The organism is Rugosimonospora africana (genome assembly GCF_016862975.1).
In the GTDB taxonomy this organism is placed as follows: domain Bacteria; phylum Actinomycetota; class Actinomycetes; order Mycobacteriales; family Micromonosporaceae; genus Rugosimonospora; species Rugosimonospora africana.
Genome location: NZ_BONZ01000006.1, coordinates 186,073 through 207,642, shown reverse-complemented (window position 1 = coordinate 207,642; position 21,570 = coordinate 186,073). Strand labels below are relative to the sequence as shown.

The 21,570-nt window shown below is 70.9% G+C and carries 20 protein-coding genes; 7 read left to right on the top strand and 13 right to left on the bottom strand.

Annotation, left to right across the window (positions count from 1 at the left end; translation table 11 throughout):
• Nucleotides 1–35 precede the first annotated feature (35 nt).
• Nucleotides 36–1,292 carry an AI-2E family transporter gene (locus Raf01_RS02775; protein WP_239133309.1) on the top strand — a complete coding sequence of 419 codons (1,257 nt, stop codon included), beginning with the start codon at nucleotides 36–38 and terminating at the stop codon, nucleotides 1,290–1,292.
• Here Raf01_RS02775 and Raf01_RS02770 read toward each other — a convergent pair.
• Nucleotides 1,289–3,187, bottom strand: coding sequence for an ATP-dependent DNA helicase (locus Raf01_RS02770; protein WP_239133326.1), 1,899 nt, complete (start codon nucleotides 3,185–3,187; stop codon nucleotides 1,289–1,291). The genes Raf01_RS02775 and Raf01_RS02770 overlap by 4 nt on opposite strands.
• Nucleotides 3,188–3,407: 220 nt before the next feature.
• Here Raf01_RS02770 and Raf01_RS02765 point away from each other — a divergent pair, with 220 nt between their 5' ends.
• Complete coding sequence (locus Raf01_RS02765; RefSeq protein WP_203916072.1) at nucleotides 3,408–3,908, top strand: DUF402 domain-containing protein; 501 nt, start codon at nucleotides 3,408–3,410, stop codon at nucleotides 3,906–3,908.
• Here Raf01_RS02765 and Raf01_RS02760 read toward each other — a convergent pair.
• Both Raf01_RS02760 and sigJ read right to left on the bottom strand, forming a co-directional pair.
• Nucleotides 3,878–4,876 carry an LLM class flavin-dependent oxidoreductase gene (locus Raf01_RS02760; RefSeq protein ID WP_203916071.1) on the bottom strand — a complete coding sequence of 333 codons (999 nt, stop codon included), beginning with the start codon at nucleotides 4,874–4,876 and terminating at the stop codon, nucleotides 3,878–3,880. The genes Raf01_RS02765 and Raf01_RS02760 overlap by 31 nt on opposite strands.
• Nucleotides 4,877–4,987: 111 nt before the next feature.
• Entirely contained in the window at nucleotides 4,988–5,920 is a 933-nt protein-coding gene (gene sigJ / locus Raf01_RS02755) for an RNA polymerase sigma factor SigJ (RefSeq protein WP_203916070.1), read from the bottom strand.
• A 160-nt stretch (nucleotides 5,921–6,080) separates the two neighbouring features.
• Here sigJ and Raf01_RS02750 point away from each other — a divergent pair, with 160 nt between their 5' ends.
• From Raf01_RS02750 to Raf01_RS02735, 4 genes are all read left to right on the top strand, one after another.
• Nucleotides 6,081–6,968 (top strand): PPK2 family polyphosphate kinase, encoded by an 888-nt coding sequence (locus tag Raf01_RS02750; protein WP_239133308.1) that lies wholly within the window; start codon nucleotides 6,081–6,083, stop codon nucleotides 6,966–6,968.
• Between the two features lie 49 nt (nucleotides 6,969–7,017).
• Nucleotides 7,018–7,644 carry a DUF47 domain-containing protein gene (locus Raf01_RS02745; RefSeq protein ID WP_203916068.1) on the top strand — a complete coding sequence of 209 codons (627 nt, stop codon included), beginning with the start codon at nucleotides 7,018–7,020 and terminating at the stop codon, nucleotides 7,642–7,644.
• Nucleotides 7,641–8,639 (top strand): inorganic phosphate transporter, encoded by a 999-nt coding sequence (locus Raf01_RS02740; protein ID WP_203916067.1) that lies wholly within the window; start codon nucleotides 7,641–7,643, stop codon nucleotides 8,637–8,639. Before Raf01_RS02745 ends, Raf01_RS02740 begins: the two co-directional genes overlap by 4 nt.
• Before the next feature lie 143 nt (nucleotides 8,640–8,782).
• A complete protein-coding gene (locus Raf01_RS02735; RefSeq protein ID WP_203916066.1) occupies nucleotides 8,783–9,820 on the top strand; it encodes a hypothetical protein in 1,038 nt (345 codons plus the stop codon).
• Here the strand turns inward: Raf01_RS02735 and Raf01_RS02730 are convergent.
• On the bottom strand, nucleotides 9,810–10,904 hold the full coding sequence (locus tag Raf01_RS02730) for a Gfo/Idh/MocA family protein (protein WP_203916065.1): 1,095 nt from the start codon (nucleotides 10,902–10,904) through the stop codon (nucleotides 9,810–9,812). The two genes, Raf01_RS02735 and Raf01_RS02730, sit on opposite strands and share 11 nt — an antisense overlap.
• Before the next feature lie 44 nt (nucleotides 10,905–10,948).
• On the opposite strand from Raf01_RS02730, the gene Raf01_RS02725 reads away from it, so the two are divergent.
• Nucleotides 10,949–11,659 carry an NUDIX hydrolase gene (locus Raf01_RS02725; protein ID WP_203916064.1) on the top strand — a complete coding sequence of 237 codons (711 nt, stop codon included), beginning with the start codon at nucleotides 10,949–10,951 and terminating at the stop codon, nucleotides 11,657–11,659.
• Nucleotides 11,660–11,817: 158 nt separating this feature from the next.
• On the opposite strand, the gene pstB is transcribed toward Raf01_RS02725, so the two are convergent.
• From pstB to Raf01_RS02680, 9 genes are all read right to left on the bottom strand, one after another.
• Nucleotides 11,818–12,618 (bottom strand): phosphate ABC transporter ATP-binding protein PstB, encoded by an 801-nt coding sequence (pstB, locus tag Raf01_RS02720; protein ID WP_444544541.1) that lies wholly within the window; start codon nucleotides 12,616–12,618, stop codon nucleotides 11,818–11,820.
• Nucleotides 12,615–13,706: a phosphate ABC transporter permease PstA gene (gene pstA / locus Raf01_RS02715; RefSeq protein ID WP_203916156.1), complete on the bottom strand. Its 1,092-nt coding sequence runs from the start codon at nucleotides 13,704–13,706 to the stop codon at nucleotides 12,615–12,617. Before pstA ends, pstB begins: the two co-directional genes overlap by 4 nt.
• 5 nt (nucleotides 13,707–13,711) lie before the next feature.
• A complete protein-coding gene (pstC, locus tag Raf01_RS02710) occupies nucleotides 13,712–14,668 on the bottom strand; it encodes a phosphate ABC transporter permease subunit PstC (protein ID WP_203916155.1) in 957 nt (318 codons plus the stop codon).
• A 179-nt stretch (nucleotides 14,669–14,847) separates the two neighbouring features.
• Nucleotides 14,848–15,963 carry a phosphate ABC transporter substrate-binding protein PstS gene (gene pstS / locus Raf01_RS02705; protein WP_203916062.1) on the bottom strand — a complete coding sequence of 372 codons (1,116 nt, stop codon included), beginning with the start codon at nucleotides 15,961–15,963 and terminating at the stop codon, nucleotides 14,848–14,850.
• A gap of 430 nt (nucleotides 15,964–16,393) precedes the next feature.
• Entirely contained in the window at nucleotides 16,394–17,392 is a 999-nt protein-coding gene (gene mshD, locus Raf01_RS02700; protein WP_203916061.1) for a mycothiol synthase, read from the bottom strand.
• A 205-nt stretch (nucleotides 17,393–17,597) separates the two neighbouring features.
• Entirely contained in the window at nucleotides 17,598–18,785 is a 1,188-nt protein-coding gene (locus Raf01_RS02695; protein WP_203916060.1) for an ABC transporter permease, read from the bottom strand.
• Nucleotides 18,782–19,648 (bottom strand): ABC transporter ATP-binding protein, encoded by an 867-nt coding sequence (locus tag Raf01_RS02690; RefSeq protein WP_308442624.1) that lies wholly within the window; start codon nucleotides 19,646–19,648, stop codon nucleotides 18,782–18,784. The genes Raf01_RS02695 and Raf01_RS02690 overlap by 4 nt, the downstream gene beginning before the upstream one ends.
• Complete coding sequence (locus tag Raf01_RS02685; protein ID WP_203916059.1) at nucleotides 19,645–20,973, bottom strand: peptidoglycan-binding protein; 1,329 nt, start codon at nucleotides 20,971–20,973, stop codon at nucleotides 19,645–19,647. The genes Raf01_RS02690 and Raf01_RS02685 overlap by 4 nt, the downstream gene beginning before the upstream one ends.
• Entirely contained in the window at nucleotides 20,970–21,518 is a 549-nt protein-coding gene (locus tag Raf01_RS02680) for a hypothetical protein (protein WP_203916058.1), read from the bottom strand. Before Raf01_RS02680 ends, Raf01_RS02685 begins: the two co-directional genes overlap by 4 nt.
• Between the last annotated feature and the right edge of the window lie 52 nt (nucleotides 21,519–21,570).

The window sequence follows — 21,570 nt, the reverse complement described above, 5'->3', positions numbered from 1 at the left end:
GTGGGGATCGGCGAGGCCGGTAGATGGAGAGAGCCTTGGGCCGTTTCAGGCAGGTACAGGCGAATATCTGGCGGGCTTATCAGGCCGGTCGCCAAACCGCGCGCAGCGCCGCCATCGAGTCGCGCGAGCCCGACGTGACGGGCGACGATCCGGTGGACAGCGAGGAGTACGCCGAGTACCCCGAACACCCGGTCGGCAAGGACGGCCAGGATGTGCCGTACCCGCTGCGGATCGCGGCCGCCTGGTCGTGGCGTCTGTTGATCGTCGCGGTGGCCGGGGCGGCGTTGCTGTGGGTTGTCGGCACGCTACACCAGGTCGTCGTGCCGATCGCGATCTCGCTCCTGCTGTCCGCGCTGCTCGCGCCGTCGGTCGGCTTCCTGCGCCAGCGCGCTCACGTGCACCGGTCGCTGGCCACCGCGCTCACGATGATCGCCGGCCTCGCCGTGGTCGCCGGCGTGCTGACACTGGTCGTCACCGAGTTCGTGAACAGCTGGGGTGAGCTGAGCCAGCAGGCGCAGGGCGGCATCCAGCAGATCCAGAACTGGCTCAAGCGCGGGCCGATGCACCTGTCCGACCAGCAGCTGAACTCGGCGCTCAACTCGGTCCAGGACTGGCTCAACGACCACAAGTCGCTGCTGACCACCGGGGCCTGGTCGACCGCCACGACGGCGTTCGAGGTGATCGCGTCCGCCTTCCTGACGCTGTTCACCACGTTCTTCTTCCTCCGCGACGGGCGGCGCATCTGGCGGTTCCTGGTCAACCTGCTGCCGGTCGCCGCCCGGGAGCCGGTGCGCGGCGCGGGTGAGCAGTCCTGGCAGACCCTGGTCGCGTACGTCCGGGCCACCGTGCTGGTCGCGTTCATCGACGCGACGGGCATCGGCATCGGGTTGGTCATCCTGCGGGTCGACCTGGCCTTCGCGCTGGCGGCCCTGGTCTTCCTGGGCGCCTTCATCCCGATCGTCGGGGCGACGCTCACCGGCACGATCGCCGTACTGGTCGCTCTGGTCACCCGGAACCCGGTCACCGCGCTGTTGGTCGTGGCCGTGGTCATCCTCGTCCAACAGTTCGAGGGGCACGTGCTCCAGCCGCTCATCATGGGGCGGGCGGTCGCGGTACACCCGCTGGCCGTGATCGTCGCGATCGCGACCGGCGTGGTGCTGGCCGGGATCATCGGCGCGCTGGTGGCGGTACCGATCCTGGCGGTGCTCAACACCGGGATCCGGCACCTCGCCGCGCGTCAGCGACATCAGCCGGAACCGCCGCCGCCCAAGGAAGTCGTGGTCAAGAGCTAGCCCGTTGGGGCGGGCTCCCGCAGCCGGCGCAGCGCGCCGTGGACGACCTCGGGCTTCGTCGTGTACCAGAACGGCGGCAGCGTGCGGCGCAGGTAGCCGCCATATCCCCGGGCGGTCTCCAACCGCGAGTCCAGTACGGCGACCACGCCCTTGTCCTGCGCGCTGCGGATCAGCCGGCCGACGCCCTGAGCGAGCCGTACGGCGGCGATCGGCACGCTCACGGCGGCGAAGCCGGAGCCCCCGGACGCGTCAACGGCCGCCGCCCGGGCCGCGGCCAGCGGCTCGTCGGGGCGCGGGAAGGGCAGCCGGTCGATGACGACCAGCTGGCACGCGTCGCCGGGCACGTCGACGCCCTGCCAGAGCGACATGACGCCCATCAGGCAACTGGTGCGGTCGTCACGGAACTTGCGGACCAGCAGGGGCAGCGCCTCGTCGCCCTGCAGCAACACCTGAACGTCGGTCTTCGCCCGCAGCACCTCGGCCGCGCGCTCCGCGGCCCGCCGGGACGAGAACAGCCCGAGCGTCCGCCCACCGAGCGCCTGAACCAGGGCGATCAGCTCGTCGGCCGCCGCGTCGGACAGCCCGGACGCGCTCGGCCGGGGCAGGTGCGCGGCGACGTAGAGGATGCCCTGCTTCGGGTAGTCGAACGGTGAGCCCACGTCGAGCGACTTCCAGGACGGGGACACCTTCGGGTCGACCGTCGACGGGTCCTCGCTCAGGCCCAGCGCCCGCGCGACCGTGTCGAACCGGCCGCCGAGAGCCAGGGTGGCCGACGTGGCCACCACGGTGCGGTCCTCGTACAGGTGGTTGGCCAGCGTGCCGGCGACCGACAGAGGCGCCACGACGATGGCCCGGCGTCGGTCGCCCAGCTCGATCCAGGCAACGTCGAAGTCGGCCGCGGCGAGCAGGCGCTGGGCGGTCTCGGACATCTCGGAGAGCGTCGCCTTGGCCTGCTGCTTGCGCACCGGGTCGGGATCCTCGGCCTTCACGTCGCCGAGGCGGTCGAGCATGCGCCGGCAGGCGCTGTCGAGCAGGGTGAGCGCCTCGGCGATCGCCGCCGGCAGCCCGGCCGTCAGCCGGCCCGGCTGCGCCTCGGTCAACCCGGCCGCCAGCCCGTCGCCCGCCTCGACCAGCCGGTCGTGGTCGTCGGTGTCCACCAGGGAACGCACCCGCCGGGCCGCCCGCTCGATGGCCTCCGGCGACAGCTCGGCCTGCGCCGCGCTGGACACCCGGTCGGCCAGCTCGTGCGCCTCGTCGACCACGAGGAGCTTGTGTGGCGGCACGATGTGCCGGCCGGCGAGCATGTCGACGGCGAGCAGGCTGTGGTTCGTGACCACGATGTCGGCCTCGCGGGCCCGCGCCCGCGACGCCTCGGCGAAGCACTCCGAGCCGTAGGGGCATCGGGCCGCGCCGACACACTCACGGGCCGGCATGGATGCCAGCCGCCAGGCGGTGTCGTCGACGCCCGGATCCAGCTCGTCGCGGTCACCGGTGTCCGACTCCAGCGCCCAGTCGCGCAGTCGCTGCATCTGCTTGCCCAGCCGGCCGGCCTCACCGAGCCACTTCGTGCCGCCGCCCTCGGACTCGAACAGGGAGTCGGTCGGCTCCTCCTCGTTCAGGTTGTCCAGCCGGGCCAGGCAGGCGTAGTGATGCCGGCCTTTGAGCACCGCGAACGTGGGGCGCCGGCCGAGCACCGGCTCGATCGCGTCGGCCAGCCGGGGCAGGTCGTGGTCGACCAGCTGGGACTGGAGCGCGAGGGTGGCGGTGGACACCACGACCGGGCCGTCGACGAGCAGGGCGGGGATGAGGTAGGCCAGCGACTTGCCGGTGCCCGTGCCGGCCTGGACGAGCAGGTGCTCCCCACTCTTCGCCGCTTCGGCTACGGCGGCGGCCATGGCCTGCTGCCCGGGACGCTTCGCACCGCCGGGGACGGCCGTCACGGCGGCGGTCAGCAGACTGTCAACGCTGGGTCGGCTCACGGGTGAGAACGCTACCGCGTGCCTCCGACGCCCCGGTGCGTCGTCCACACCCCCGGCGAGTTATCCACCGGACACGTCGGGGAAAACTCCAGTTCGCTAACTGTGTTACCAGGGTGGTGGACAGTACTGTCTGCTCATGGCCAGAGAGGTGGTGCGCGTCGAGTACACGAAGTACGACGGCGGCGCACACCGTGGATATGAGGCTCTGCGCCTGGGTGAGGACGAGCACGGCGTCTGGCTGGGCGTACCGGAGCCCCGGTACGCGCACAACGAGGGCTACAAGTACGACGACCCTTACGTCCTGCTGGTGCCCCGGGACGCCTGGTGGACGGCGCTGTTCAACGCGCCGCCCAGGCGCACCGAGATCTACTGCGACATCGCCACGCCGGCGACCTGGGTCGACCGGTACCTGGTCCGGTTCGTCGACCTGGACCTCGACGTGCGGCGACGGCGCGTGGAGAGCGTCGTGGAACTGGTCGACGAGGACGAGTTCGAGGTCAACCGGGTCCGGTTCGGATACCCGGAGGATGTGGTGAACAACGCCTGGGCGGCCGCCCACTGGCTGGTCAAGGCGCTCTCCGACGACACCGAGCCGTTTGCCGGCGGCTATCGGGCCTGGCTCGACCAGGTGCTCTGAGCCGCCCCGGCCGGCGAGAGGCGCAGCTCGCTGATCAGTTCGAGCTGATCGAGCTGGGACTTCAGGTCCAGCGCGCCGATGCGGCACACGACGTGCCGGGCGCCCGCCGCGACGTACCGGTCGAGCGCGGCGGTGACCGTCTCGGGGGGACCGGCGACGAGTAGCTGGATGGTCTCCACGACCTCGATCGGCATCCGGTACGTGCGCTGCGCGTACTCCGCGAGGGCCCGGCGTCCCGCCTCCGGGTCGTCGACGATGAGCACGGTCGCGAACAGTGCCGGGGTCACCGCTTCGGCCGACCGGCCCGCCCCGATGGCCGCCCGGCGCACCGCCGCCAGTCCGGTCTGGTAGTCCGCCGGTTCCGGCGGGTACGGCAGCCAGCCGTCGTAGAGCCGGCCGGCGCGGTCGAGTGCGGCGGGAGCGGCACCGCCGAGCCAGATCGGCGGCCCGCCTGGCTGGGCCGGACGGATGGCCTCGGGGATGTGATCGAAGTGCAGCACGTCGCCGTGGTACGAGGTGGGTCCGTCAGCGGTCCACAGCTGCCGCCACAGCGCGACCGTGTCATCGAGCCGGGCGAACCGTCCCCGCCAGGGCACCTCCGCCACCGCGTACTCGGTCTCGGAGCGGTGGGGAAACCCGGCGCCGACGGTGAGGGTGAGCCGCCCACCGGAGAGCAGGTCGAGTGAGGCGATCGCCTGCGCCGCCTGGACCGGCCGGCGCAGGGCCGGTATCAGGGCCGCGCTGCCGAGTCCCACGCGCTCGGTCGCCGCCGCCGCGGCGGACAGCATGGTGAACGTCTCGATCACCGGCCGCAGCAGCGTGTCGCCCGCCCAGATCGAGGCGTAGCCGAGCCGTTCGGCCCGTACCGCGAAATCGATCAGGTCGCGCGGATCCGTACCCTCGCCCCACTGGGCCTTCCCGGTCGGTAGCACCACACCCAGGTGATTGCCGTCAGCCACGCTGTCCATGTCGTGGATCGTGCTGGCCGCGCGGTGTCCCGGCAATTCCCTTCCGGGAATGGCGACCGTGGGCCGGGCCCAGAGCCAGCAGGCGCCTTCCTCAGCCCAGCCGGCGTCTACTCACACAGTGGGCGGCCAGCTCGCTGTCGCCGCGTCGGGACGGGGGACCTCGCGGAGTTTGTTCGGGTTGAGCTGGTTGTAGACGGCCGTGATCTTCCCGTCCGCCACGGCCAGCGCCACCACCGTCAGGCTCGGGTTGCCGGCCGGGTCGACTCCGTCGATCACCAGGCCGAGATCGCCGTTGACCAGGGCAAGCTCGGCGCGAGCCACCTGGAACCGGTCGGCCTGGCGGAACAGGCCGAGCACGAAGCGGGACACCTGAGAGGCGCCGACGACCGGCTGCCGGCTGGCCGGGGCGAGGCCACCGCCGTCGCCGGTGACGACCACGTCCGGTGCCAGGATGCGGACCAGTCCGTCCAGGTCGCCCCGAGCGGCCGCGGCGACGAACGCGGACATGACCCGCCTCTGCTCGGTCAGGTCGGCGGTGTGCCGGGGCGTCTCCGGTCCGGCCAGCGTGCGCCGTGCCCGGGTGGCCAGCTGCCGGGCCGCGGCCGGTGTGGTGTCCAGAGTGGCCGCGATGGACTCGAACGGTACGGCGAACACGTCATGCAGGACGAAAGCGACGCGCTGCTCCGGGGTCAGCCGCTCCAGCACCACCAGCAGCGCGAGGCTGACCTGCTCGTGCTGCGCGACCTCGTCGGCCGGATCGGGGGCGCCACTGGGCAGCCGGGTGACGATCGGTTCGGGCAGCCACTGGCCGACATACGCTTCCCGGCGTACCCGCGCCGAACGCAGCACGTCCAGGCAGATCCGGCCGATCACGGTGGTCAGCCAGGCACGCAGATCCGCTGGCTCGGACCCGGACGAGGCGTAGCGCAGCCAGGTCTCCTGGACGGCGTCCTCGGCCTCCGACCGGCTGCCCAGCATCCGGTACGCGACGCCGAACAGGTGGCCACGGTGCTCCTCGAACTGCCCGCCGGACTCATCGACCATCCGTCGAGCCTACGGTGACCCCGGCCACGGCGGCTGGCCTGAACGACGGTCGGCGGCGCGGCCGGCACGGCCGGCGGGAGTCGGGTCACGACCGGCCGGCCGGCCGGCGGCGAGATCGCGCCCGGCTTGCTGATCCATATGAATGCGCGATGATCGGCCGGTGAACCTACGCGACATCCTCCGGGTGGCACCGGGCGGCCGGGTGGATCTCGGCGCCATCGATCCGGCCGGTACCCCCGGCCTGCCGAAGAAAGCCGGCAAGGAGCCGAAGGTTTGGACGCGGCGGGAGCTGGAGTCCATCGGCACCGACCTCGCCTCGCACCAGGAGCGCCTGTACGCGGGCGCCAAGGCGGGCCATTCCCGCCGTCGCCTACTGCTCGTACTGCAGGCCATGGACTGCGGCGGGAAGGACGGCACGACCAAAAAGGTCGCCGGCACCATGAACCCTCAGGGCCTGCACATCGTCAGCTTCGGCAAGCCCTCTCCCGAGGAGCTGGCGCACGACTTCCTGTGGCGGGTACGGGCTGCCCTGCCGATTGCCGGATATGTCGGCGTCTTCAACCGTTCGCACTACGAGGACGTGCTGGTGGCGCGGGTACACGAGCTGGTCGCCCCGGCCGTGTGGCGGGAGCGGTACGAGAAGATCAACCAGTTCGAGCGGGATCTGACCCGTAACGGCACCACCATCGTCAAAGTGATGTTGCACATATCTTTCGAGGAGCAGCGCGCGCGCATCGAGCAGCGGCTGGACGACCCGACCAAGCATTGGAAGTACAACCCGGCAGACGTGGACGAACGGGGCTACTGGACCGAGTACCAGGAGGCGTACCAGGATGCGCTTACGGAGTGTTCGACCGATTACGCACCGTGGTACGTGGTTCCGGCAAATCGGAAGTGGTACCGCGATTGGGCCGTCGCGACGCTGCTCAGAGAAGCTTTCGCGGATCTGCGGCTAACCTATCCGGAGGGCGACTTCGACGTCGCCGCCGAGCGGCGCCGGCTGGCGGCTTCCACAAGCCCCGCCAAACACCGGGTGACCAGGCGGTGAACTAGAGTTCCCGCGAGATCACCCCTCCGTACCGTGTGAGGTTCCCCGCGTGCGATTCCGACTGCGTCCCAGCGACAACTCCTTCTACGAATTCTTCAGCAGGGCCGCGCAGAACCTCGTCACCGGCACCGAGCTGCTGGCCGAGTTGATCCTGCCCGGCGCCGACATCCAGGCGATCAGTGAGCGGCTGGTCGAGGTCGAACACGACAGCGACGCGATCACGCATGACCTGTACCAGAAGATCAACTCGACGTTCATCGCGCCGTTCGACCGGGAGGACATCTACCGGCTGGGTTCGAACCTGGACGACGTCATGGATCACCTGGAGGCGGTCGGCAGCCTGGTCTACCTGTACGGGCTGACCAAGATGCCGGCCCTGCCCCGGGAGATGCACGAGATGGTGGACGTTCTCGACCGCCAGGCCAGGGTCACCGCCGACGCGATGCCGCGGCTGAAGGGCCTGAAGGATCTTGAAGACTACTGGGTCGAGTGCAACCGGCTGGAGAACGAGGGCGACCGGGCCTACCGGATGCTGCTGGTACGGCTTTTCTCCGGGGAGTACGACGCGCTGACCGTGCTCAAGATGAAGGAGGTCGTCGAGGAGTTGGAGTTGGCGTGTGACTCGTTCGAACGGGTCGCCAACACCGTGGAAACCATCGCGGTGAAGGAATCGTGAGCTTCGAACTGCTCGCCACCATCGCGGTGATCGTCTTCGCGATGGGCTTCAACTACACGAACGGGTTCCACGACGCGGCCAACGCGATCGCGACCTCGGTCTCGACGCGCGCGCTGACTCCGCGGGTGGCCCTGCTCATGGCGGCGGTCGGCAACCTCATCGGTACCTTCCTGGGCGGCAAGGTCGCGGCCACCGTCGGGAAGGGCATCGTCAATCTGCCCGAGGGCACGGGCAGTCTCGGCGTCGTGATCGCCGGGCTGATCGGCGCGATCGCCTGGAACCTGATCACCTGGTACTTCGGCATCCCGTCCTCGTCGTCACACGCGCTGTTCGGCGGTCTGGTCGGCGCGACCCTGCTGTCCGGCCCGGGCATCGTGCTGTGGCACGGCATCCTGAAGAGCGTGATCATCCCGATGGTGGTCTCGCCGGTGGTCGGGCTGATCCTCGGGTACCTGGTCATGCTCGCCGTTCTCTGGATCTTCCGGAAGGGACATCCGGGCACACTCAACCGGGGCTTCCGGATCGCCCAGTCGGTCTCCGCGTTCGGCATGTCGATCGGGCACGGTATGCAGGACGCCTCGAAGACGGTCGGCATCGTGCTGCTCGGGCTGACCGTCGGCGGGTACCAGGGCGCCACCCGCCACCGGTGGTGGGTGGACGTGCTGACCGCCCTGGTACTGGCCGCCGGCACGTACTCGGGTGGCTGGCGGATCATCCGTACCCTCGGCCGCAGAGTCATCCACCTCGACCCGCCGCAGGGATTCGCGGCCGAGACCACGGCGTCGGCCGTGCTCTACACAGCGACCGCGTACGGCCTGCCGATCTCGACGACCCACACGATCACCTCGGCCATCATGGGCGTCGGCGCGACGAAGCGGCTCTCCGCGGTCCGCTGGGGCGTCGCCGGCAACATCCTGGTCGCCTGGGTGCTCACCTTCCCCGCCGCCGGAGCCGTCGGCGCGATCGTCTACCTCGCGATCCATCCGTTGTTCTGACGCCGTTCCGCCCGACCCCTCCTCGACCGAACGGCTGTCCGCGCTGTCGGCTGCGCGTCGCTGCGTGTACGCAGCGTCACCGGCCCGCCTACGGTGTCCGCAAACGCCCCCGAGGGCGGCCGACCGCGACCGCGGGAGGACCCATGCCGGACACCGCCTTCCGTGCCGGGAAGAACGGCTTCCACTTCCCCAACAACTTCGTCAACCACATCGTCACGCTGCATGTCCCGTTGCACGGGGCGGTGGACGTGACGACCGGCGGCCGGTGCGGCGGCATGGCCTACGCCGCGCTCGACTACTTCCACGCGGGGCTGCCCGTCCCCACCCACGAGACCGGCGACTTCGCCGACGGCGTGCCGCCCGACGGCAGCGTGCTCGCCGGCTACATCTACCACCGCCTGATCGACAGCTTCCTCACCGGATCGGCGACCAAGTTCATCGCCTGGACGCTGCGGCCCGATCACGACATCCTGCGGCTGCCCGGCGTCCACACCCGGACCAGCCAGGAACTGGTCCGGATCCGACGGTCGATCGACCGCGGCGATCCGGTGGTCCTCGGGCTGCTCCGGTCGACCCTGCTGACCGACCTGGGCGACAACCACCAGGTGGTCTGTTACGGGTACGACGGCGATGAACTGCACATCTACGACAATCGCTGCCCGGACGTGGAGGGCACGGTCACCCGCAGGCCGGACGGCTCCTGGTCACTGGAGGCCGGCGACGTCCAGGACCGGTGGCGGGGCCTGTTCGCTCAGGACTACCGGCCGGCACAGCCGCCGTACCACGACCTGATGCTGACGTCCGGGCTGACCGTCGAGCCGGGCGCACCGGTCGCCGGGGCGCCGTTCCGCTGCGGGTACCAGGTGCGCAACGTCGGCGAGTTCACCGCGCACGCCGATCGCTGGCACCTGTCCGTACGCGGGCCGGGCGGGGAGGATCTCGACGCCACCCTGGTGGTCGACGCCGGTACCGCCGGCATCGTGGAGCCGGGGCAGACGGTCGAGGTGAGCGGCGCCACGCCCGGTCTCGGCGGCCCGGGCGGCGAGTACACCCTCTGTGCCGGATTCGTCTCGACGAACCAGGCCGTCGAGGTGCTGCCCGCCTCCGGCCCGGCACGCAACCGGCTGACGCTCTCGGTCGCGGCGGCCGGCTCGGTGTCGAGCGAAGCCGCTAGTACGTGACGCCGATCTGCGCGCGTACGGCGTCCAGGCAGCGCATCACGTCCAGGGTCGCGGACAGCGGCACCAGCGGGCTCTCGGTCAGCCCTTCGCGGAGGCAGCGCATGACCTCTTCGGCTTCGTAGCCCATGCCGTTGCCGCGGATCGGCACCTGCACGACCTCGGCGTGCTCACCCCGGTGAATGGTGAACCGGTCGGGGCGGAAGAACGGCGCCGGCAGCTCGATCCGGCCGGTCTCGCCGACGATCGAGGCGATGTTCGGCGACGCCCCCACGATCCCGCAGTGCAGGCTGGCCAGGGCGCCGTTGTCATAGCCCAGGACGATCGCGGTGTTCTCGTCGACGCCTTCCGGGGTCAGCGTGGCCAGCGCGGTGGTGCGCTGCGCCGGCCCGAGGAACAGGTGCGCGAACGTGACCGGGTAGATGCCCAGGTCGAGCAGGGCGCCGCCGCCCAACGCGGGGTCGCGCATCCGGTGTTCCGGCGCGAACGGCCCGGCGACCCCGAAGTCCGCGTACACGGCGGTCACCTCACCGAGCGCCCCGTCGGCCACCAGGCCGGCGATCTTGCGGATGGCCGGGATCGTGCGCATCCACATCGCCTCCATCAAGAACACGCCGTTCTCTCTGGCGACGGTGACCAGGTCCTGCGTGGAGGCCAGGTCCAGGGTGATCGGCTTCTCGCAGAGCACCGCCTTGCCGGACGACAGCATCAGCCGGGTCGCCGCGTGGTGAGCGGAGTGCGGGTTGGCGACGTAGACCACGTCGATGTCCGGATCGGCGGCCAGCTCGTCCCACGAGCCGTACGCGCGGGGGATCCCGTGCCGGGTCGCGAAGCCCCGGGCGGCGTCGAGGGTACGGGAGCCGACGGCGGCGATCTCCGCGTCCGGCAGGAGCGCGAGATCCTCGGCGAAGGTGTTGGCGATACGGCCGGTGGCCAGGATGCCCCAGCGGATTCGGGTGGTGCCACGGCCGCCAGCGGCGCCGAGGGACGAGGCGCTGCGGTCAAGCGGCCGCTCTTGAGTGTTGCGGCCGCCAGCGGCGCCGAGGGACGAGGCGCTGCGGTCAAGCGGCCGTTCCGGAGTGGTCATGGCTTGATCCAATCATGTGCGTTCGGGCCAAGTAGGGTCGACGCGTGAGTCCCGAGTCCGTCGCGCGTCCCCGGCCCGCCGCGACCGTCCTGTTGCTCCGCTCCCCGTTCGAGGTCTATCTGGTCCGCCGGGCGGCCAGCATGGCCTTCGCCGGCGGGATGTACGCGTTCCCCGGCGGTACCGTCGACCCCCGCGACGCGGCCACCGAGCTGGACTGGGTGGCCCCGCCCGAGCGGCTCGGGCTGCCCGCCGACCAGGCCCGGGCAGTCGTCTGCGCGGCCGTGCGCGAGGTGTTCGAGGAGACCGGCGTGCTGCTCGCGGGGCCGTCCGCGGACTCCGTGCTCGCCGACGTGTCGACGGTGGACTGGGAGGATGCCCGCCGAGCGGTCGAGTCGCGCGAGATCGGCTTTGCCGAGCTGCTCCGGGACCGGGGGCTGGTGCTGCGCGGCGACCTGCTGGCGGCGTGGAGCCGCTGGATCACGCCGGAATTCGAACCCCGCCGGTATGACACGTACTTCTTCCTCGCCCGGCTGCCGGAGGGACAACTGACCCGGCACATCGGTACGGAGGCGTCACTGTCGCTCTGGGTGGCACCCGCCGAGACCCAGGATCTGCCGATGTTGCCTCCGACCCGGACCACGCTCGATCAGCTGGCCGGGCACGGCGGGATCGACGAGGCCATGGCCGCGGCGGCGCACCGGGATGCGGTCAACCCGGTGCGCCCACGACTGGTCGAGGGCCGGCTCGTGTTCTGAAGGCCGCCACCTTCTCGACGCCGGCTCGCTGAGGCCGGTCTGGCTCGGCGCGTCTGACGCGCGAGACGACCCGGACCAGCCTCCGACCGATCCGGCTCGGCGCGCCTTGCGCCGCGCGACGAGCCAGATCCCGCGGTCAGCCGCTTCGGTTGACGGTGTCAGCCGAAGCGGCCGGTGATGTAGTCCTCGGTCTTCTTCACCGACGGGTTGGTGAAGATCTTGGCGGTCTCGGCGTACTCGATCAGCCGTCCCGGGTCACCGGTCTTGTCGATCGAGAAGAACGCCGTGCGGTCGGAGACCCGAGCCGCCTGCTGCATGTTGTGCGTGACGATGATGATCGTGTACTGGTTCTTCAACTCGCTGATCAGATCCTCGATCGCCAGCGTGGAGATCGGGTCCAGCGCGGAACAGGGCTCGTCCATCAGCACGACCTGCGGCTCGACGGCAATGGCCCGGGCGATGCACAGTCGCTGCTGCTGACCGCCGGACAGCCCGGCGCCCGGCCGGTTCAGCCGGGTGTGCACCTCGTTCCACAGGTTCGCCGCGCGCAGCGCCTTCTCGCACGCGTCGTCCAGCAGCGACTTCCGCCGTACGCCACCCAGCCGCAGCCCGGCCACCACGTTGTCGTAGATGGACATGGTGGGGAACGGGTTGGGCCGCTGGAAGACCATGCCGATGGTCCGCCGTACCGCGGTCACGTCCACGTCACGGGCGTAGATGTCCTGGCTGTCGATGGTCAGCTTGCCCTCGACCCGGGCACCCGGCAGCACCTCGTGCATCCGGTTGATCGAGCGCAGGAACGTCGACTTCCCGCAGCCGGACGGCCCGATCAGGGCGGTGACCGACTTGGGCTCGATCACCATGCTGATACCGTCGATCGCCTTGAAGGCGCCGTAGTATGCGGTGACGCCGACCGCTTCTATCCGCTTCGCCATTGCCAACTCCTGTGTGGCGATCATTTCTGGTTCAACTTGGTCCGGCGCGACAGCAGCTTTGCCACGACCGTGAGGAGAAGTACGAGCGCGACCAGGGTCAGCGCCGCGGTCCAGGCCCGGGGCGGGCCGTACTTGGTGGCCGCCGCGGCCTGGTCGTAGATGTAGACCGAGAGCGACTCCTGGTTGCCCTCGAACGGGTTGAAGTTGCGGTTCGGGGTGCCGCCCGCGACCAGTAGCACCGGCGCGGTCTCGCCGGCCGCGCGGGCGACGGCGAGCATGATGCCGGTGACGATGCCGGGCAGCGCGGTTGGGATCACGATCCGCATGATCGTCTTCCACTTCGCGATACCGAGCGCGAACGAGCCCTCCCGCAGCGACGCCGGTACCAGCCGGAGCATCTCCTCGGTCGACCGGGTGACCGTCGGCAGCATCAGCACGAACAGTGCCAGGGCCGCGGCGAAGCCCGAGTTGAACGGCTGGTGGGTCGAGGAGAGGTGCGGCGAGACGATCAGCACCCAGAACGCCAGGATGAACAGACCCGCCACGATCGACGGGATACCGGTCATGACGTCCACGAAGAACCGGATGGTGTTCGCCAGCCGGCCGCGGCCGTACTCGACGATGTAGATGGCACCCGCGACGCCCAGCGGTACCGTGATCAACGTCGCGATGCCCGCCTGCTCCAGGGTGCCGACGATCGCGTGGTACGCGCCGCCGCCGGAGTCGAACGCGGTGATGTTGCGCATCGAGTTGTTGAAGAAGGTGCCGTCGAGCCGCGTCCGGCCCTTGTTCAGCAGCGTGATCACCACGGAGACCAGCGGCACCAACGCGAGCACGAAGGCCGAGTAGATCAGCGACGTGGCCACCCGGTTGCGTGCCGCCCGGCGGCCCTCGACCACCGAGGAGATGACCGACAAGCCGATCAGGAAGATGAGCACGGCACCCACCAGGGTGAGTACCCAGCCGCCGTCCATCAGCCCGGCGACCTTGAACAGCAGGACCGCCAGTACGGCGGCGGCGACCCCGATCGCCACCAGCGCCCAGACCGGCAGGCGCCGGGACCTCAGGGCGTTGGTCAGCGGTGCCGACGAGGACGTGGGAATGGTCGTCATGCTGGTCACACCGCGCTCCCGATGAACTCACGGCGCCGGTACACGATGGCCCGAGCGATCATGTTGACGATCAGCGTGATCGCGAACAGCACGAGACCGGAGGCGATCAGAGCGCCCCGGCCGATGTCGTTCGCCTCGCCGAAGCCGTTGGCAATGTTCGCGGCGATCGAGTTGCCGCCGTCGTGGATGATGTCGGACCCGACGGCCCAACCGCCGCCGAGGGTCAGCGCCAGGGCGATGGTCTCGCCGAGTGCCCGGCCGAGACCGAGCATGACCGAGGCGATCAGGCCGGGACGGCCGTAGGGGATGACCGCCATGCGGATCATCTCCCACTTGGTCGCACCGAGCGCCAGCGCCGCCTCTTCGTTCATGCCAGGCGTCTGCCGGAACACCTCACGCGACAGCGACGTGACGATCGGCAGGACCATGATGGCCAGCACCAGCGAGCCGAGCAGGATCGACTTGCCGTACGGGCCGTCGCTGCCGAACAGCGGGATCCAGCCGAAGTACTTGTGCAGCCAGCCGGACAGCTGCCGGACCGGGTCGACCAGGTAGTCGCGGCCCCACAGGCCGAACACGATGCTGGGCACGGCGGCCAGCAGGTCGATCAGGAAGCCGAGGCCGTTCGCCAGCCGCTTGTGCGCGTAGTGCGACAGGCACAGCGCGATGCCCAGGGCCACCGGTACCGCGAGAACCAGCGCGATCGCGGAGCTGAACACGGTGCCGAACGCGAGCGACGCGATGCCGAACTTCGGATCGGTCGGGTCGTTGGGGAACCACTCGAAGTGGGTCAGGAAGTTGGCCTTGTCGGCCTTGATCGCCGGTACTGCCTTCACGATCAGGAAGATCGCGATGGCCACGATGATGACCAGCACAATCGTCCCGGCACCGGTGGTGAACCAGCGGAAGACACTCTCCGCGCCGAAGCGGCGTTTCGGGGGCAGGGCACCACCGCCGCCCATCGGGGCGACCGGCCCCCGGCCGCCGGAGCGGTGACGGGGGATGTCGACGGCACGGGTGTCGTCTTGCACAGTCAGGTCATTCGGCGAATCCGCCGAGGCTGCGGAAGCAGCCTCGGCGGAGCCGGGAAACGATGGTTGGCTCATCGTCTACCTATCGATTCGTCTACCTGTCGTGGTCGTCAGCTCAGGTTGCTGACGGTGGAGGCGACCTTGGCGCGGACCGAGTCGGGGAGCGGCGCGTAGCCCACCTTGGTGATGGCCTGCTGGCCGCCGGTGCTGGCGGTGTAGGACAGGAAGTCCTTCAGCAGCGGGAGCTTGGTCGCGTCGTTGCCCTTCTCGCAGACGATCTCGTACGTCACCAGGACGATCGGGTACGCACCCGCGGCCGTGGTGTTGTAGTCGATGCTCAGCTGCATGTCGTCACCGCTACCGGTGGTCTTCGCGCTGGCGATGGTCTTGCCGGCCGAGTCGCCGTCCAGCGTGGCGAACTCGCCCGCGCCGTTACCGACCTTCGCGACGTTCAGGCTGTCGGCCTGGGCGAAGGACCACTCGACGTAGCCGATCGCGCCGTCCGTCTTGCCCAGCAGCGAGGCGATACCGTCCGAACCCTTCTCGGCGTCGCCGCCCGGGCCCTTCCAGGTCTTGTCGTGGCCGAAGGTCCAGTCGGCGGCGTCCACGGTGCCCAGGTACTTGGTGAAGTTGTCGCTGGTGCCGGAGCTGTCCGAGCGGTGCACCGTCAGGATCTTGGTGGACGGCAGCGTGGCGCTCGGGTTGTCGGCCTTGATCGCCGCGTCATTCCAGGTGGTGATCTTGCCAGCGAAGATCTTCGCCAGGGTGGCGGGCTTGAGCTGCAGGTTGGTCACGCCCTGGACGTTGTAAACGACCGCGATCGGGCCGACGGCCATCGGCAGGTGGATCGCCGGGCCGGTCTTGCAACGAGCGTCAGCCTTCGGCTGGTCGGCGGCGGTGAGCGCCGAGTCCGAGCCGGCGAAGTCCGCGGTGCCCGAGATGAATGCCTGCTGGCCCGCGCCGGAGCCGTTGCCCGTGTAGACGATGTTGGCGCCAGAGCAGGAGGTCTGGTAGTCCTTGACCCACTCGTTGATCGCGTTCTGCTGGGCGGTGGAACCCGCCGCGTTCAGGGTGCCGCTCGCGCAGGCGATGGGGTTCGACGCCGAAGAACTACCACCGCCGGCGTTCGCCGGTGGGGTGGTGTTGTTGTCCGAGCCGCACGCGGCGAGCGCGAACGTCGCGGTCAGCGCGAGGCCAGCCAGGATGCCGTGCCGCTGGAGCTTCACGTGCTGTCCCTTCGAGAGTTTTCGAGAGTTATACGGCGGCGGTGGCCACCGTCGAAGTCACCGGCGATCACACCGGATGCCCTGGACGGTAGGAGCGGCAGATGGACGGTGCAGAGGCCGCAAGTGAACGCAGGGTGAACACGTTCCGGGCACTAGCTGACGATGTGCCGATGGCGAGATGTCGGTTGCGTGAACGGTGGTGCTGATGCCCGATTTTGGGGCTAACTTATTCGGATATCTGTGCCTCGGCCGCCGCATCCGGCGTCCCCGGTGAGGTCGCTCACCGCGTCCGGGAAGGGCTCGGCGCCGTCGGTCCGGGGCACTCTCAGGCCCGGCGTTCTCGGAAGCGGCGCTCTCAGACGCGGCGTTCTCGGACCCGGCGCTCTCAGACGCGGTGTTCTCGGGAGCGGCGTTCTCGGACCCGGCGCTCTCAGACCTGGCGCCGGAAGCTGACGTCCGTCGACCACCGCGCGAAGCCGAGCTTCTGGTACAGGTGGACCGCCGCCGCGTCGCTCTCGTCGACGTACAGCATGGCCTGGTCGAGGCCGCGTCCCCGCAGGTACCGCAGGCCGGCCAGGGTCAGCGCGGTGCCCAGGCCGAGCCCCTGCGCGGAAGGGTCGACACCCAGCACGTACACCTCGCCGATCGGGTCGTGCTGGTGCATGTCCGTGCCCTCGTCGCGCAGCGCGCCGTGCACCTTGGTCCAGTGGAAGCCCAGGACCGACCGGTCGCCGGCCGGGTCGGGCCGGTCGTCGCCGGCTCCACCGGCCGGGCCCGGCTCGCGCTCGGCCAGCAGGAAGCCGGCCGGGTCGAACCACGGCTCGGCTATCCGTACCCGCAGGTCCTTCAGCGTCCATTTGCCCTGGTCGGGGTGGTGCGCGAAGGCCCGCGCATTCAGTTCGACCCAGCGGGTGTCGTCCTCACCCGGCTGGAACGCCCGGATCCGCACGCCCGCCGGTAGCCGGGGCGCCTCGACCGGCGCGTACAGCGACCGGCGCATCTGCCACAGCACCCGGTGCCGCTCGAATCCCATCGACAGCGCGAGAACGGTGGCGGAGGGGTGGTCACCGTGCGCCCACAGCCGCAGCCGGCCGGTCGGGTCATGCTCGGTCGCCGCGGCGGTCGCCGCCGCGACCAGGGCGCGGCCGAGCCCATGCCGGCGGTACATCGGGTGTACCACCAGTTCCGCGCTGGCTCCCTCGATCGCGTCCGTGGTGTCCACGTGCGCGTACCCGACGAGCCGGCCGTCGACCCGGATGACGAGGTGCTCGGCGGGTTCGTCGCCACCGTGGCGGACGTGCAGCATCACGTGCTCGGACAGCGGGTGCGCACCGTCGGCGTCGCCCGCCGCACGGGTCAGTTCCAGTACCTCGCCGACCTGGTGCGGGTCCAGTCGATCGAGGCGCCGCACCGGCACGGTAGAGGTCATCTGGCAACCGTATCCGTTGTCCGGCGGGGCCCGGTGTGAGCCCGGTCCCGTTCGACCGGTCTGGCTCGACGCGTCTGACGCCGCGCCACGACCCAGACCAGTCGTTCGACCGGTCTGGCTCGACGCGTCTGGCGCCGTGCCGTCACTCAGACCAGAGGCAACGGGCCGGGCCGGCCGGCACTCGCCGACCGGCCCGGGAGAATGGTCAAACCGTACGCAGCGCTTCGGTGGGCGACAGCCGGGCCGCCCGGGCCGCCGGGTAGAGGCCGGCGACGGCACCGATCACCACCGCGGCCAGCAGCCCGGCTCCCACCGCCGTCGGTGGGATCAGCGGCTGCCAGCCGCGCTGGTTCGCCAGCCCGTACGTGATCCACGCGCCGACCGCCACCCCGGCCACCCCGCCGGCCGCCCCGAGCAGCAGCGACTCGACCAGGAACTGGGCCGCCACGTGCCGGCGGGCCGCGCCCAGCGCCCGACGCAGGCCGATCTCGTGCCGCCGTTCGAGCACTGAGATCACCATCACATTGGCGATGCCGATGCCGCCGACCAGCAGCGCGACCGTGCCGAGTCCCAGGTACAGAGTGGTGGCCGCACCGGAGACGGCGAGCCGGGCCGACAGCGCGTCCGATGGCCGGCTGACCGTGACCTGCTCCGGGTGCTCCGGGTCGGTCGCCCGGGCCAGCAGGCCCGACACCTCCTCGGTACGGGCGGTGTCGGCGCGTACGTACACCCGGCTCGGGTGCCCGTCGTACCCGAAGTCAGCCGCGGCCACCGGGAACCCGATCAGCGCCGAGTGGTCCACCTCCGGCGCCAGCTCGGACGGCGCCAGGATGCCGATGACCGTGAACCAGGTGCCGCCCAGGAACACCCGCGGCGTGCCGGACAGGTCGGTGATCCCGAGGGTCTGCGCGGCCGTGTACCCGAGCACGGTCGCCGGGTAGTTCACGGTCGCCGCGTCGAAGAAGGTCCCGCGCAACAGGTGACCGTCCAGTGTGGACATCAGCTGGCCGTCACAGGCCCGTACCGACAGCCCACCGCCGCGGTAGCTGGGGATCCGATCCGACCGGTACACGGGTACCGAGGACAGCTCGGCGGTGGGCGCGACGGACACGACACCGGCGGTACGGGCGATGGTCGCCCCGGCGGTGCTGGGCAACTCGGCCTCGTCCCCGCCGATGGTGTGCCCGTTCACCACGGTCAGCAGGTTGGTGCCCAGCCGGTCGATCCGCCCCAGCAGATCGGACTGGCTGGACCGGGTGATGCCGAGCACCGCGACCAGCGCCGCGATGCCGATCGTGACGCCCAGCATGGACAGTGCGGCCCGCCCGCGCCGGCTGCGCAGCCCGATCGTGCCGAGCGGCAACAGGTCGGCCAGCCGGATCCGGGAGTTCATCGCGACCCTCCCGTCCCCGGAGCGCCGTCGCACGGCGGACCGACCGACACTGAGCCCGCCGGACCAACCGGCACCGGGCCCGAAGGACCGACCGGCACTGAGCCCGCTGGACCGACCGGCATCGGGCCCGCCGGACCGGCCGGTATCGCACCGGCCGGCACCGGGCTGCCCGCGCCGGCGGTGTCGCGCACGACCAGCCCGTCGCGCAGCTCGATCCGGCGGTGAGTCGCGGCGGCCACCGCGGCGTCGTGCGTGATCATCACGACGGTGGTGCCGTCGTCGTTGAGCTGCCGGACCAGCGCGAGGATCTCCGCACCGGTCGCCGAGTCCAGGTTTCCGGTCGGTTCGTCGGCCAGGAGCACAGCCGGCCGTCCGACCAGCGCCCGGGCGATGGCGACCCGCTGCCGCTCGCCGCCGGACAGCTGCTGGCCCCGGTGGTGCGCGCGGTGGGCCAGCCCGACCCGGGCCAGCGCCTCCCGGGCCGCGGCGCGCCGGTGCCTGGCCGGCACCCCCCGGTACAGCAGCCCGGTCGCCACGTTGTCCTCCGCGCTCAACTGGTCGAGCAGGAAGAACTGCTGAAAGACCACACCCAGCCGGTACGCGCGCAGCCCGGACAGCTGCCGGTCGGACAGGTTCTCCACCCGCTGGCCGGCGATGCGGACCGATCCGGTGGTCGGCCGGTCCAGCGCGGCCGCGAGGTTGAGCAGCGTCGTCTTCCCGGACCCGGAGGGGCCGATCACCGCGACCAGTTCGCCGTCGCGGATGGTCAGGTCGATGCCCCGGATCGATTCCACCGGCGGATTGCCGGGGTACACCTTGCGGGCGTCGCGCAGCTCCAGTACGGGTTCGCCGCAAGCGGTCATGAGGCCGGCACCTCGACCCGGTCGCCGGTGGTCAGCCCGGCACCGGTGACCTCCACCGTGCCGGTGTCGTCGTCGAACAGTCCGGGCTGCACGGCCAGGTACCCGCCCGACGCCAGCCGCACCTGGTACCCGCCGCCGGGCCGGGCCAGCAGAGCGGTGACCGGCACCAGCAGGACGTCCGGGTGTTCGTCGACGACGATCGAGACCTGGGCCGGTGCCTGATCCAGGTCGGCGGCGCCGGGCGGCGGGGTGAGCGTGACGGTGACCGGTACCGTGGCGGGTCCCGAATCGCCGCCGGTACCGCCGGCCGGCCCGTTGTCGCTGGTCGGGGCGGTGGCGACCCGGCCGATCCGGCTGACCGTACCGGCGACCGGCGCACCGTTCGCGATGCTCACCTGTACCCGGTCGCCCTGGTGTACCAGCGACTGCTGGTCGGTGGTCAGGTCCACCGTGACGACCCGGGAGGTGGACGTGCCGGTGAGCACCGGGGCGCCCGGTGCCACCGTCGTGCCCAGCGCCGCCTGTGCCTGGCTGACGCGCAGCGCGCCGGGCAGGAACACCACCTCGCCGGGCTCCAGGGTGCCGGTACGGTGACCGGCCGGGACGCCCCAGGACGCCTGCCAGCGCCGGATCGCGCTGGCGGTGGCCGCGGTGAAGTGGTTGTCGACGGTGATCGCGTGGCTCCGGTCGAAGCCCAGCGCGACCAGGTTCGCCTCCAGTTGGGCGACGTCCGGGCCGTCGGGCATGCCCGACGCGAACCCCCGGTACGCCGGCACCGCCCCGTAGAGAAGCCGTACCGGGTGGTTCGCGATCCGGTACAGGGTGCCGCCCCGGGCGACCGTCGCACCCAACTCGGGTAGCCCGGTGAGCACCCCCGGCGCGTACTGGTTGACGACCGGGAAGTCGCCGTCGAAGCCGAGCGTTCCGGCGACCTTCACGGTCTCGGTGACCGTGCCCCGAGTGACCGGCGCGGTGGTGCTGGGCACGGTCCCGGCCACGGCGGCGTTGTCGTGCGGCCGGGCGGTTGCCGCGTACCCGATGGCGGCCGCCGAGCCGGCCACCGCGATCGCCGCGGCGCCGGCCAGTGCCCGCCTGAGCCGTCGGCGCTCGCGCCCGGCCCGGCGGCCGCTGTGCTGTCCGCGTTCGGAATGGCCGTCCGGCGCGCTGCTGGAATCGCCGTCGCGCCCGCCGTGGGGATCGCCGCCCGACGCGCCGCTGGAATCGCCGTTGTGCGCGCCGGCCGCTGAGCCGCCGCCCGGCGGGAAAGCCGGGTCGTCGCCGGCCGGCGCGACCGCCCGTTCGTCGGTGCCCGGTGCGCCGGTCATTTGCTCACCGCTATCCCGTTGCCGTTCAGGTACTGGTCGCACGCCTGGCCGGCGGCGATCCGGCGAGACGACTTGCCCTCGTTCCTCAGCGCCGGGGAGAGCTCGAACGTGCCGTCTGCCTGCGGGTCGGGCCAGTCCGGGATACCGTGCTGGCGCATGCACTGCGCGTACCGCAGCAGGTTCTGCATGTCCTCCGGCGAGAAGCTGCGCCGCTTGACGGCCGACGCCGGCAGCCGGTCGAGGATCGAGTGGCAGGCATCCGCGGCCGCCTTGTTGCTCTGGAGCATTTGCTTCGGATCCGCGCCGTCGGTCACCTGCCAGGCCAGCCGGCCGTCCGCGACGACGGGATCGGGGTAGTTGGCTATCCCGTGGGTGCGCAGGCACTGCGCGTACTCGCGGCCGATCGCGAGGATCTGCCCGTCGGTGGCCACCGAGGGGGAGGCCGCGGGGGAACCCGCCGACCGGCCACCACAGCCGGCCACCAGGCCGGAGCCGCCGAGCAGCGCGACCGCGACGGCGGGAGCGAGGAATCGGTGAAGTCTCATGCCCACACGGTCCGGCGCGGGCCGGCCCGGATCGTCTGCGTACCGTCGGATC